Annotated in this window: 8 protein-coding genes and 1 pseudogene; 6 read left to right on the forward strand and 3 right to left on the reverse strand. The window is 64.6% G+C overall.

What is annotated here, in order from left to right; all coding sequences use genetic code 11:
- The first annotated feature begins 104 nt into the window (after window positions 1-104).
- From I6F33_RS31725 to I6F33_RS31735, 3 genes are read left to right on the forward strand one after another with little or no spacing between them, the layout of a single operon-like run.
- A complete protein-coding gene (locus tag I6F33_RS31725; protein WP_074447494.1) occupies window positions 105-893 on the forward strand; it encodes an ImuA family protein in 789 nt (262 codons plus the stop codon).
- Entirely contained in the window at window positions 790-2385 is a 1596-nt protein-coding gene (locus I6F33_RS31730) for a DNA polymerase Y family protein (protein ID WP_225145163.1), read from the forward strand. Before I6F33_RS31725 ends, I6F33_RS31730 begins: the two co-directional genes overlap by 104 nt.
- Complete coding sequence (locus I6F33_RS31735) at window positions 2382-5846, forward strand: error-prone DNA polymerase (protein ID WP_225145164.1); 3465 nt, start codon at window positions 2382-2384, stop codon at window positions 5844-5846. The genes I6F33_RS31730 and I6F33_RS31735 overlap by 4 nt, the downstream gene beginning before the upstream one ends.
- Before the next feature lie 166 nt (window positions 5847-6012).
- On the opposite strand, the gene I6F33_RS31740 is transcribed toward I6F33_RS31735, so the two are convergent.
- Both I6F33_RS31740 and I6F33_RS31745 read right to left on the reverse strand, forming a co-directional pair.
- Window positions 6013-6783 carry an SDR family NAD(P)-dependent oxidoreductase gene (locus I6F33_RS31740; protein WP_225145165.1) on the reverse strand — a complete coding sequence of 257 codons (771 nt, stop codon included), beginning with the start codon at window positions 6781-6783 and terminating at the stop codon, window positions 6013-6015.
- Between the two features lie 185 nt (window positions 6784-6968).
- Window positions 6969-7256, reverse strand: a complete 288-nt coding sequence (locus I6F33_RS31745; protein ID WP_036006055.1) for a hypothetical protein — start codon at window positions 7254-7256, stop codon at window positions 6969-6971.
- Between the two features lie 90 nt (window positions 7257-7346).
- On the opposite strand from I6F33_RS31745, the pseudogene I6F33_RS31750 reads away from it, so the two are divergent.
- The 3 genes and pseudogenes from I6F33_RS31750 to I6F33_RS31760 all read left to right on the forward strand — a co-directional run.
- Window positions 7347-7562 (forward strand): annotated as a pseudogene (locus tag I6F33_RS31750) (CoA transferase); the annotation flags it as partial.
- Between the two features lie 145 nt (window positions 7563-7707).
- Entirely contained in the window at window positions 7708-8958 is a 1251-nt protein-coding gene (locus tag I6F33_RS31755; RefSeq protein ID WP_036006053.1) for an efflux RND transporter periplasmic adaptor subunit, read from the forward strand.
- Between the two features lie 29 nt (window positions 8959-8987).
- On the forward strand, window positions 8988-12104 hold the full coding sequence (locus I6F33_RS31760) for an efflux RND transporter permease subunit (protein ID WP_225145166.1): 3117 nt from the start codon (window positions 8988-8990) through the stop codon (window positions 12102-12104).
- 3 nt (window positions 12105-12107) lie between these two features.
- On the opposite strand, the gene I6F33_RS31765 is transcribed toward I6F33_RS31760, so the two are convergent.
- Entirely contained in the window at window positions 12108-13070 is a 963-nt protein-coding gene (locus I6F33_RS31765) for an amidohydrolase family protein (protein ID WP_036023125.1), read from the reverse strand.
- Window positions 13071-13099 lie beyond the last annotated feature (29 nt).

Here is a 13099-nt window from a genome sequence, read left to right on the forward strand (position 1 = left end):
GCCGGCGCCGTTAGCTTTATATTAGAACATATCATGAACAAATGAGCCAGCCGCTGGTTCTCTTTTTGAGAGCCATCGGCAATCACCTCTGAGGAGCGGCGAGCATGAGCGGCGCACGTATGAGCGCGCTTGCGATCCTGCGCGGCCAGATCGAGCGCATCGAGACGGCGGAAGTCGTGCATCCGCGCGATCGCATCGTACTCGGCCATGGCGCGGCCGACGCCGCGCTGAAGGGCGGGCTCGCGCGCGCGGCGATCCACGAGGTGTTTTGCGAGGGGCGACAGGGCGCGGCCGCGACGGGGTTTGTCATGGGCCTTGCGGGACGCGTGAGCGCACGCCGGCCGCTATTGTGGGTGCGGCAGGATTTTTCGGAGCTCGAAACCGGCGCGCTGTCGATGAGCGGGCTATCCGAGCTCGGCCTCGATCCGCGCTGTGTGGTGATGGTGCGCGCCGCCGATGTCGAGAGCGCGCTGCGCACCTCGGCCGACGCGCTCGCCTGCGATGCGCTCGGCGCCGTCGTGCTCGAGCTCTGGGGCGAGACCAGGCAGTTCGATCTGGTGGCAAGCCGCAAGCTGACGCTGGCCGCGCAAGGCTCGGGCGTGACCGGCCTCTTGCTGCGGATGGCCGCGCAGCCGCTGCCCTCGACCGCGGAGACACGATGGATGCTGCGTGCGGCGCCTTCGCCGCCGGGCTCGGTATGGAGTGCCTGGGGCGCGCCGGTGTTCGATGCCGAACTCTTGCGCAATCGTCATGGCCCCTGCGGCCGGTGGATCATGGAATGGAATTGTGATGAGTGCCAGTTCAGTGAACCGTCGACGTATCCTCAGCCTGTGGCTGCCGCGCCTGCCCATCGACAGGATCCAGCGGTTCTTCAGCAGCGCCGGGCTGGGTAAAACCAACCATGAGCCGAGCATTGTCGTCATCAAGGACAACAATGCGCTGGTGATCCATGCGCTGGACGAGGCCGCCGAGCGCCTCGGCCTGTATATCGGCCAACCGCTGGCCAATGCGAGGGCGATGTGCCCGGACTTGCGTGTGTTCGACGCCGATACCGTGGCCGATGCGAAGACGCTCAGCGATATCGCCGATTGGTGTGACCGCTTCACGCCGTTGGTGGCGCTCGATCCGCCGCACGGGCTGTTCCTGGACATCACCGGCTGTGCGCATTTGTTCGGCGGCGAGGCCGCGCTGTTGCGGACATTGGTCCGGGCGCTCGACCGGCAAGGCTTTGCCGTCAGCGCGGCGATCGCGGGCACCTCGGTCTGCGCCCGCACGCTGACGCGGCAGGTATCCGGCACCATTGTGGCCGATGGCGGCGAGGCGGAGGCGATCAGGTCGTTTCCAGTCTCCGCGCTCGGTGCGGGTGAAGCCATCACCACCGGCCTGCGCCGTGCCGGGCTGAAGACCATCGGCGACGTCGCCTCGCGCAGCGCCTCCGAGATCACGGCGCGGTTCGGCGCGCGCTTCTCCACGCTGCTCGCCCATGCGCTGGGGCAGGGTGATGCGCCGATCAGCCCGCGCAAACCGCTGCCCGATTACATCGTCGAGAAGCGCTTTGCCGAGCCGATCGCAACCGACACTATGATCGCGATGACGCTGTCGCGGCTCGCCGACACGTTGATCGCGTCCATGGAGAAGCAGGGCAAAGGCGCGCGGCGGCTTGAAGCGGCGTTCTTCCGCACCGATGGTGTGGTGCGTACGATTACGGTCGAGACCGGGCGTCCGGTGACGCGAAGCGCCGTGGTCGACCGCTTGTTCCGCGAGCGGCTCGATGCCCTCGCCGATCCCCTCGATCCCGGTTTCGGCTTCGACATGGTGCGGTTGTCGGCGAGCCGCACCGAGATCGTGGTGCAGGAGCAGCGCGATCTCGATGCCCATGTCCACGACAATGACGAACTCGCGGCGCTGATCGACCGCATCGCCGCGCGGATCGGCGGCAGGCGTGTCGTCGTGCACCTGCCGCAGGATACCCACATCCCCGAAAGCGCGGTGCTGGCCGCATCGGCGCAGCATCATCTTGCTGCTGCCATGCAGGCCGAATGGCCGGCGCGCGTCGCGAGCGAGCCGCCGCTGCGTCCCTTGCGGCTGTTCGACAAGCCGGAGCCGATCAAGGTGCCGTTCGCGACCGTGCCAGACGGTCCGCCGCATCAATTCACCTGGCGGCGCGCGCTGCATGCGGTGGTGCGGGTAGAGGGGCCCGAGCGCATCGCGATGGAATGGTGGCGGCAGGACGGCAAGCAGCTGACGCGGGATTATTTCCGCATCGAGGATGCCGAGGGCCTGCGCTTCTGGATCTTTCGCGACGGTCTCTATGAAGGCGAGGTGTTCGACGGTGACGGCAAGCCTGCGTCTCCCGGCTGGTATGTGCACGGTCTCTTCGCATGAATACGCTTAGCTATGCCGAGATCGGCATCACCACCAATTTCTCCTTCCTGCGCGGCGGCTCGGATCCGCGCGCCTATGTGCATCAGGCGAGCAAGCTCGGGATTCCCGCGATCGGCATTGCCGACCACAACACGCTTGCCGGCGTGGTGCGCGCCTATCAGGAGCTCGACAATGACGAGGTGCTGCACAAGCCGAAACTGTTGATCGGCGCTCGCATCGTCTTCATCGACGGCACGCCCGACATCCTGGTCTATCCACGCGATCGCGCGGCCTATGGCCGGCTGTGCCAGCTCCTGACAAGGGGCAAGCGTGGCGATGACATCACGCGGATCGAAAAGGGCGAGTGTCATCTCAGGCTTGACGATCTCCTGGAATTCTCGGAAGGCCAGCTCCTGGTGTTGACGCTGCCGCATCGTTTCGAGCTGGCGCGGGCGCTGGATGTCCTCGCAAAGCTGAAGGCGAGCCGTGCCGAGGGCGTGTGGCTGGCGGCGAGCCTGCTCTATCGCGGCGACGACAAGCGTCGCCTCTTGCGGCTCGATGATCTCGCCGCAAAGGCCAAGGTGCCGCTGCTCGCGACCAACGAGGTGCTGTATCACGATCCCGGCCGCCGTCCGCTCCAGGACGTGCTGACCTGCATTCGGGAAAAGACCACGATCGAGGCGATTGGGCGGAAGTTAGAGGCCAATGCCGAGCGCTTCCTGAAGACGCCGCGCGAAATGGCGCGGCTGTTCCGCGATTTTCCCGAGGCGATTGCGCAGACCATGCGCTTTGCGGACGCAATCGAGTTCTCGCTCGATCAGCTCAAGTATCAATATCCCGACGAGCCGGTACCGCCGGGCAAGACCGCGCAAGGGCATCTGGAGGATCTGACCTGGGCGGGCGTCGACAAATATTTCGGCGGCAAGATCGGCGACAAGCTGCGCGCCACCTTGAACAAGGAGCTCGCGCTGATCGCCGAGCTGAAATACGCGCATTACTTCCTCACCGTGCATGACATCGTCCACTACGCGCGCAGCCAGAACATTTTGTGCCAAGGGCGCGGCTCGGCGGCGAATTCGGCCGTGTGCTACGTGCTCGGCATCACCTCGGTCGATCCGACCAAGGTGGACCTCTTGTTCGAGCGCTTCATCTCCAAGGAGCGGCTGGAGCCGCCCGATATCGACGTCGATTTCGAGCATTCGCGCCGTGAGGAGGTGATGCAATATGTCTATCGCCGCTACGGCCGCCACCGCGCCGCGATCATCGCCACCGTCATCCACTACCGCCCGCGCAGCGCCATCCGCGACGTCGGCAAGGCGCTCGGCCTGACCGAGGACGTCACTGCCGCGCTCGCCGACACCGTTTGGGGCAGCTGGGGCAAGGGCCTCAACGACATGCAGGTCCGGCAGGCCGGGCTCGATCCGAACAATCCCATGATCAACCTCGCGGTCGAGCTTGCGACCGAGTTGATCGAATTCCCGCGCCATTTGTCCCAGCATGTCGGCGGCTATGTGCTGACCCAGGACCGGCTCGACACCTATGTGCCGATCGGCAATGCCGCGATGGACGACCGCACCTTCATCGAATGGGACAAAGATGACGTCGATGCACTGAGCATGATGAAGGTCGACGTGCTGGCGCTGGGCATGCTGACCTGCATCAGGAAATGTTTCGATCTGATCGACCAGCACAAGGGCGAGCGTTTTATGCTGGCGAGCGTCCCGCAGGACGACCCCAGGGTTTACGACATGCTGTGCCGCGGGGAATCGCTCGGCGTGTTCCAGGTCGAGAGCCGCGCCCAGATGAACATGCTGCCGCGGCTGAAGCCGCGCACCTTCTACGATCTCGTCATCGAGGTCGCGATCGTGCGCCCCGGGCCGATCCAGGGCGACATGGTGCATCCTTATTTGCGGCGGCGGAACGGGCTGGAAAAGGTGAGCTATCCGTCTCCGTCGCCGGAGCATGGCGACAAGGACGAACTCTACAAGGTGCTGCACAAGACGCTCGGTGTCCCGCTGTTCCAGGAGCAGGCGATGCGCATTGCGATCGAGGCCGCGCATTTCACCTCCGAGGAAGCCAACGGCCTGCGCCGCTCGATGGCGACCTTCCGCAATGTCGGCACCATCGGCCAATATGAGGAGAAGCTGATCGGCAACATGGTGGCGCGCGGCTACGATCCCAACTTCGCCAAAAGCTGCTTTGACCAGATCAAGGGATTTGGATCCTACGGCTTTCCGGAGAGCCATGCCGCGAGCTTTGCACAGCTGGTCTACATTTCGTCGTGGCTGAAACACTACCATCCCGACGCCTTCTGCTGCGGTCTGTTGAATTCGCAACCGATGGGCTTTTATGCGCCGGCGCAGATCGTCAGCGACGCCCGCAAGAACGGCGTCGAGGTGCGCGACATCGACGTGTCCTACAGCTTTGCACAGAACACGCTGGAGGAGGGGAGCGGTCAGTATTGCGCCGTGCGCCTCGGCTTTCGCCAGATCGATGGATTCCACTGGCTGGACGAGGATGAGGAGCGCCTGAAGCGCTCTCAGTCGTCATTCCGGGGCGCGCGTAGCGCGAACCCGGAATCCATCGCGCCGCATACGCCTGGCGGAGGAATGGATTCCGGGCTCGACGCTGACGCGTCGCCCCGGAATGACGGTGTCGAGAAAGCCCAGGACTGGGCCGACCGCATCATTGCCGCGCGCAACCGCCGTCCCTTCACCTCGCTGGAGGATTTCGCCCGCGACACCGGTCTGCCCAAGCGCGCGCTGATCCTCTTGGCGGATGCCGATGCGTTCCGCTCGCTCGGGCTCGACCGCCGCGAAGCGCTGTGGCAGGTGCGGCGGCTGCCCGACGACGTGCCGCTACCGCTGTTCGAGGCGGCGACCGCGCGCGAGCAGCCGGACGAAGGCGCAAAACCGCTGCCGGCGATGCCGCGCGCCGAGCAGGTGGTCGCGGACTACCAGACCATCCGCCTGTCGCTGAAGGGCCATCCGATGGAATTCCTGCGCCAGATGTTTACGCGCGAGCGTATCGTCGCCTGCAAGGAGATCAGCCATGAGAATGAGCGGCGCCGCGTCCGCTGCGCCGGCGTAGTGCTGGTGCGGCAGCGGCCGGGCAGCGCCAGCGGCGTCGTGTTCATGACGCTGGAGGACGAAACCGGCATCGCCAATGTCGTGGTGTGGCCCAAGATCATGGAGCAGTACCGGAAAGAAGTGATGGGCGCGCGCCTCATCCTGGTCGAAGGCTACATCCAGAGCAGCCCGGAGAAGGTGACGCATCTCATCGCCCAGCGCATGATCGATCGCTCGCACGATCTGGTCGGATTGGCCAACGATGCGCTCGGCCGCAAGCATCCGCTGCCCGCAGGCGCCACCGTGGTCGAGCCGCTGAACGAAGACCCTCGCGCGCTTACGGACATGCCCGCGCAAAAAATCCGTCACCCCCGCAACGTCCGTATCCTGCCGCCCTCGCGGGATTTTCATTGAGCGAGCGCGGGCTACTGCCGACGTTTGTTGCGATGATTGCGCCTCATTCTCAGTCGTCATGCCCGGGCTTGACCCGGGCATCCACGTCTTTCGGAGTGCGCAGCAGTGCGTGGATGGCCGGTCAAGCCCGGCCATGACGGAGGAGAGAGAGCTCGGCAAGCTGCCCTCAAAAATTCACCCTGTTCGAAATCGCGCCGTCCACGACGAAATTCGAACCCGTCGTGAATCCCGACACCGGGCTGGCCAGAAACACCGCCGCGCTCGCGATGTCCTGCGGCGTTGCCATGCGGCCGGTCGGGTTGCGCTTCATCGCGTCCTGGTACCGCTCCGGCATGTTCTTCTCGATCATCTCCCAGACGCCGCCTTTGAAATAGACGGTGCCGGGCGACACGACATTCACGCGGATCTTCTTCTTCGCGTATTGCCGCGCCAGTCCCTTGGCCATGTGGATCAGCGCGGCCTTGATCGGGCCGTAGGAGCTGGCCGTGTCCGCCTGCGCCGCGGAGATCGACGAGATGATCACGAAGGCCGCATCGCCGCTGCCGGCGCCGCTTGTCTCGAGGAACGGTCGGGCGGCGTCGAAGGCGTGCACGGCGCCGAGCACATCGAGCCGAAAGTTCTGCTCCCAGGATGCGGGGTCGTGCCCTTGCGCCATTGCGCCGGCATTGGAGAACAGCATGTTGATGCCGCCGAGCTCTTGCGCAGCCGTCTCGATCCAGCTTTTGAGCGCCGCGCCGTCGGTGACGTCGACCGCGCCGCCGGTGGCGCGGATGCCGCTCGCCTTCAACTCCCCGACGGTGGCCGCAACCTGATCGGCGTTGCGCGCGCACACCGCGACATTGGCACCTTCGCCGGCCAGCGTCGCCGCAATCGCCCGCCCGATGCCACGCGTGCCGCCGAGCACCACAGCGTTCTTGCCTTTGAGACCGAGATCCATTGTTGGCTCCTTTTTGTTGGAGCTGCGAGTGTAGCTGTTTCGCGAGGCGCCCAGAAGCCTCCACGTCGTCATTGCGAGCCACCGGATCCGCGCAAAGCGCGGCCCGATGACAGGCTCCGCGAAGCAATCCAGAAATGCATCCATTGCTTCGTCGCAAGGGCTCCTCGCAATGACGCGGAGAGACTTCACTCCGGCGCCGCTCCCACCGGCGGGCCGCCGGGCGGGCGGTGCAGGAAGGTCAACGAGGCATAGGCGCCGGCCCAGGAGCCGATTGCGGCAAAGGCAACGTAGAAGACGTTCTCGGTGTAGCTGATCACGGCGTAAGAGGAGAGCAGGTACCAGACCGCGCTCCAGTTCGCCGCCGGGATGCGCTTGCGCGCGATCACGGCCGAGGTGAACATGACATAGACGGCGTCGGTGGCCGCCGTCGCGATGAACACGGCACCTGCGATGAGGGGATCGATGGCGGCCATTGCAATCCTTTCTGCGATCATGACACGGTCGCGAAAAGTACAGCAAATGAGCGGGGAGAGAAGCAGCGATGCAGAGCCCCGCCGACATTCTGGCTGAGGAATCTCGGTCGACTCGAGGGCGGATTGAATACCCCCGATGTCCCGGGACAGGCCGTACATGCTGCGTTCATAGAGCACATGCAATCTGGCTTCGGCACGTTGAAGGCGGTGCAGCATTCCGCTCGGCTGTCGAAGACGCCGGCGCATTGGAGCCGTCCGGCGATGCCGCTCGGCAGTCATTCGGCACAATGGCCGGGCCGAAGCTGACATGAAGCTGACAAGTCCCAGAATTTTAACGCAAACCGAAAGGGCCGACGCGTTTTTTAGGTTGTTTGAACTCCCAATTCGGCACTATTAGCGCGACCGATGAGGCAATCATTTGCCGAGATCGTCGCAGACACGACCGGGCCCCATGGCAGTTGAGAATACCAAGCGATTGCACGTGATTGCAAAACAACGGGTGATCGCATTCGTAGTCTTACTAGCTGTCGCCGGCGCCGGTGTCGGAGCGTACGGCTTGTTCTCTTCGGGCCCGAAGGCAAAGAAGCACTCCGACATCTCCAGCCAGTCGCGCAGAAACGCGCAGACCTTCACGCCGACACCGTCCGAATGGGCGACGTTGACGATCGAGCCGGTCGCCGCCAGGAGCTTCCGGGCCGAGTATGTCACCGAGGGTAAGGTCGCGGTCGACGAGGATCGTTCGACGCCGGTGTTCTCGCCCTATGCAGGCCGTGTCACCAAGCTGCTCGCCAAGCCCGGCGAGACGCTGAAGCAAGGTCAACCGCTGTTTACGATCGAGGCCGCCGACACCGTGCAGGCCCAGAACGATTTCATCGCGGCGATGACCTCGCAGAACAAGGCGAAGTCGGCGCTCGAGCTTTCCGACATCCAGTTCAAGCGCGCCAAGGACCTCTACGAGGGCCATGCCATTCCGCTCAAGGATTACCAGCAGGCGGAAGCGGCCCAGGTGCAGGCGCAAAACGACATGCGCTCCTCGGTGGCGGCGCTGGAAGCCGCGCGCAACAAGCTGCGCATCCTCGGCTTCACCGACGAAGCCACCAAGACGTTCCAGGAAAAGGGCGTCATCGATCGGGAGATCACGATCTACTCGCCGATCTCCGGCACGGTCGTGCAACGCAAGATCGGCCCGGGCCAATACGTCAATTCCGGCGCCAGCGATCCGGTCTTCGTGGTCGGCGACCTCTCCACGGTCTGGCTCACCGCCTTCGTGCGCGAGAGCGATGCGGCCGCGGTGTGCATCGGGCAGGACATCACCGTCAATGTGATGGCGCTGCCGGGCCGTCCGTTCAGCGCCAAGATCAACTACGTTGCTGCCGCGATCGACCCCGCCACCCGCCGCCTGCAGGTCCGCGCCACGATCGACAACAAGGACGGGCTGCTCAAGCCGGAAATGTTCGCGAACGTCACGATCTATTCGGCCGGCGACCGCGCCGCGCCGGCGGTGCCGAAGCATGCGCTGATCTACGAGGCCGACAAGGTCCGCCTCTGGGTCGCGCGCGAGGACAAGTCGGTCGAGCTGCGCCAGATCAAGATCGGTCTGATCAACGGCAACCTCGTCGAGGTCACCAGCAATCTGAAACCCGGCGAGCAGATCGTCACCAAAGGCAGCTTGTTCATCGACCGCGCGGCGTCCGGCAGCTGATCGACGACCCAAGAAAATTGAAGACCTGAATGGATCGTCTCGTTGCCCTTGCCGTCAACCGGCGTTTCCTGATGGTCGGCATGTTCGTCGCCGTGCTGATCGGCGGCTTGATCGCGTTCAACCGGCTCAACATCGAAGCCTATCCCGATCCGACTCCGCCGATGGTCGACATCGTGACGCAGAGCCCGGGCCTGTCGGCGGAAGAGATCGAGCGCTACATCACGATCCCGATCGAGACCCAGGTTGCCGGTCTGAAGAACGTCACGACCATCCGTACCATCTCGCTCTACGGCCTCTCCGACGTCAAGATCCAGTTCTCCTTCGCCTACACCTATGACGAGGCGTTGCAGCAGGTCTTGAACCGCCTGGCTCAGCTTGCGCCGCTGCCCGGCAACGTGCAGCCGCAGATCTCGCCGCTCAGCCCGATCGGCGAGATATTCCGCTACCGTCTCGTCGGGCCGCCGAACTACAGCGTGCTCGACCTCAAGACCATTCAGGACTGGATCCTGCAGCGCCGCTTCCGCGCCGTGCCGGGAGTCATCGACGTCACCGGCTGGGGCGGCAAGAGCAAGACCTACGAGATCCAGGTCGACTTCAACAAGCTGGTCGCTAACGGGTTGACGTTGCCGCAACTGCTGCAGGCGGTCGGCAATTCCAACGTCAATGTCGGCGGTAACACCGTTGATATCGGCCAGCAATCGGCGGTGGTGCGCGGCGTCGGCCTGATCCGCTCGATCGACGACCTCGCCAACACCATGGTGGCGCAGACCGGCGGCAATCCGGTGCTGGTGAAGGACGTCGCCACCGTCACCGTCGGTCAGAAGCCACGTCTCGGCATTGCCGGCCTCGACGATTCCGACGACATCGTGCAGGGCATCGTCCTGATGCGGCGCGGCGAGCAGAGCTCGCCGACCATCAGGCGCGTCCACGAGCTCGTTCAATCCATCAACAACTCCAGCATCCTGCCGCCCGGCGTGCGCATCGAGCGCATCTACGACCGCGGCGACCTGATCGAGCTCACCACCCACACCGTGCTGCACAACATGGTGGTGGGCATCCTGCTGATCGTGCTGTTGCAGTGGATCTTCCTCGGCGATCTCCGGAGCGCGCTGATCGTCGGCGCCACCATCCCGTTCGCGCTTTTTTTTGCGGTCATCATCCTGGTGCTGCGCGGGGAATCGGCCAACCTTCTGTCGGTCGGTGCGATCGATTTCGGTCTCATTGTCGATGCCACCGTGATCATGGTGGAGGCGATCTTCCGCCGCCTGACGCAAACGACACCGATGTCGGAATCCGAGCATATGTCGCCCGAGACGCTGTTCGGCATGAAGAGCCATGCCATCCTCAGCGCGGCGGCCGACGTCTCGCGATCGATCTTCTTCGCCGCGGCGATCATTATCGCGGCGTTCCTGCCGCTGTTCACGCTCTCTGGCGTCGAGGGCAACATCTTCGGACCGATGGCGCGGACCTATGCCTACGCACTGGCCGGCGGCCTGCTTGCCACCTTCACCGTGACTCCCGCGCTGTCCGCGATCATCCTGCCGGCGCATGTCGAGGAGACCGAGACGAAGGTGATGCTGATCCTGCACCGGCTCTACATGCCTGTGCTGAACTGGGCGGTCGCCAACCGCAACATCGTCCTCGGCGCCGCGGTCGGTCTGGTGTTGATGACGGTCGCGCTCGCCCGGCTGCTCGGCCTCGAATTCCTGCCGAAGCTGGAGGAGGGCAACCTCTGGATCCGCGCCACGCTGCCGCCGACCATCTCGCTTCAGGAAGGCAACAGCTACGTCAATGAGATGCGCAAGGTGATCCGCGCCCGGCCCGAGGTCGAATCCGTCGTCTCGCAACACGGCCGTCCCGACGACGGTACCGACGCCGCCGGCTTCTTCAACGCCGAGTTCTTCGCGCCGCTGAAGCCCGTGAGCCAGTGGCCCGGTACCCGCGACAAGGAAGAGCTGACCGCGCAGCTGCTCAAGCAGCTCGACGATCGCTTCCCCGGCGTCGAGTTCAACTTCTCGCAATATCTCCAGGACAACGTCTCCGAAGCCGTCTCCGGCGTGAAGGGCGAGAACTCGATCAAGCTGTTCGGCAGCGACCTTCAGGCGCTCACCGACACCGCCAACAAGATCAAGTCCGTGCTCGCCACCGTGCAGGGCGTCACCGACCTTGCTGTGTTCACTTCGCTGGGCCAACCGACCGTCCAGATCGACATCGACCGCGCCAAGGCGGCGCGCTACGGCCTTGCACCGGGCGACATCAACGCGACCATCAAGGTCGCGATCGGCGGCGACAGCGCCGGAGATCTTTACGAGCCCGGCAGCGACCGCCACTTCCCGATTATCGTGCGCCTCGCGCCGGAATACCGCCGCAGCGCCGAGGCGATCCAGAATTTGCGGATTGGCGCGCCCGGACCGAACGGCACCGTCACGCAGATTCCCTTAAGCGAGGTCGCGACCATCAGCCTCGTCTCGGGTGCGGCCTACATCTATCGCGAGCAGCAGGAGCGTTATCTGCCGATCAAGTTCTCGGTGCGCGAACGCGATCTCGGCAGCGCGATCCGCGAGGCGCAGCAGAAGATCGCCGCGCAGGTACAGCTGCCGCCGGGCTCGCACATGGAATGGGTCGGCGAGTTCGGCAACCTCCAGGATGCGATCCGGAGGCTGTCGATCGTGGTGCCGATCTCGCTGGCGCTGATCGGCGTGCTGCTCTGGTTTAATTTCGGCTCGATGACCGACACGCTGCTCGCGATGAGCGTGATTCCGATGGCGATCTTCGGCGGCGTGCTCGGCCTCTTGATCTCGGGCACCGCGTTCAGCGTCTCCGCGGCGATCGGCTTCATTGCGCTGTTCGGCATCGCGGTGATGGACGGCATCATCATCCTCTCGCAGTTCAACCAGCTGATCGAAGAGGGCATGGACCGCATGAGCGCGGTGGTGCGCACCGGCGAGCTGCAGCTCCGGCCGGTGCTGATGACCTGTGTCGTCGCAGGCGTCGGCCTCCTGCCGGCAGCGCTGTCCGAAGGCATCGGCTCGCAGGTGCAGAAGCCGCTCGCGGTCGTCGTCGTCACCGGCATGATGCTGGCGCCGGTCGTGATTCTGGTGACCTTGCCGGTGCTGATCTCCTTCTTCTCCCGTCGCGCGCGCTGACCGTCAGAACCCGTAGAGCCGCGCCGGATTGTCGACCAGGATCTTCTTGCGCACCTCGGCATCCGGCGCCCACACCGGAAGCTGGTTGAGCAGGCGGCCGTCGTCGATCTGATAGAGCGGCGCGATGTCGGTGGGCTTGCGGCCCTCGACGCGGCTCGAATCCGGATGCGGCCAGTCGGTGCCCCAGACGATGCGGTCCGCATTGGCCGCGATCAGCGCGCGGGCATAGGGCACCATGTCCTGATAGTCGGGCGCCAGCTTCGACGAGCGATAGGCGCCCGAGATCTTCACATAGGCCTTGCCGGACTTCACCAGCGCGACGAGGTCGGAGAAGCCCGGCTGCTCCAGCCCGAGCGAAGCGTGAAGGCCGCCGAAATGGTCGAACACGACCGGCACCGGCGCCGTCTCGACGAGGTCCTTGATCGCGGAGATCATGGCCAGCGTGGTGTAGAGCTGCACGTGCCAGCCGCGCGCCTTCATGCGCTCGACGGCGGCGGAGAAGCGCGGCCGGCCGACATTGGGGTCGTTGACGCCGCCGGTCGCCAGATTGAGGCGGATGCCGCGGAAGCCGTCCTGGTGCATCGTATCGAGCGCGCTCTCCGGCGTCTTGTCGTCGATTACGGCGACGCCGCGCGCGGTCTCGCCGCGCGCCTTCATGCCGAACAGTGTGGAGGAATTGTCGGTGCCGTAGACGCTCGGTGTCACAATCACCACGCGCTCGATATGCAGCGCCTTGTGCAGCGCCGCCATTTCTTCCGGCGAAGCCGGCTCCGGCGTATAGACGCGGCCCGTGAAGAACGGAAACTTTTCGACATCGCCATGAATGTGGGTGTGGCAGTCGCAGGCATGCGCCGGCACATCGAAATTGATCGGCGTCGCAGGCTGCGCCGCGCGGGCATGGGCTTTGCTGGTCATGGCTACTCCGGCCGCAAGGGAGGCAAGCAGGACGCTGCGTCGGCTGAGCACGGTTTCTCTCCCGGTTTGTTTTTTTATCG

The organism is Bradyrhizobium sp. BRP20 (assembly GCF_020194215.1).
GTDB classification, from domain to species: Bacteria; Pseudomonadota; Alphaproteobacteria; order Rhizobiales; family Xanthobacteraceae; genus Bradyrhizobium; species Bradyrhizobium yuanmingense.

Bases quoted from the DNA above. Each gene is read 5' to 3' on its own strand.
- I6F33_RS31730 (WP_225145163.1), top strand. From the start codon at position 790: ATGAGTGCCAGTTCAGTGAACCGTCGACGTATCCTCAGCCTGTGGCTG.
- I6F33_RS31740 (WP_225145165.1), bottom strand. From the start codon at position 6,783: ATGGATCTCGGTCTCAAAGGCAAGAACGCTGTGGTGCTCGGCGGCACG.
- I6F33_RS31745 (WP_036006055.1), bottom strand. From the start codon at position 7,256: ATGGCCGCCATCGATCCCCTCATCGCAGGTGCCGTGTTCATCGCGACG.
- I6F33_RS31725 (WP_074447494.1), top strand. From the start codon at position 105: ATGAGCGGCGCACGTATGAGCGCGCTTGCGATCCTGCGCGGCCAGATC.
- I6F33_RS31735 (WP_225145164.1), top strand. From the start codon at position 2,382: ATGAATACGCTTAGCTATGCCGAGATCGGCATCACCACCAATTTCTCC.
- I6F33_RS31760 (WP_225145166.1), top strand. From the start codon at position 8,988: ATGGATCGTCTCGTTGCCCTTGCCGTCAACCGGCGTTTCCTGATGGTC.
- I6F33_RS31755 (WP_036006053.1), top strand. From the start codon at position 7,708: ATGGCAGTTGAGAATACCAAGCGATTGCACGTGATTGCAAAACAACGG.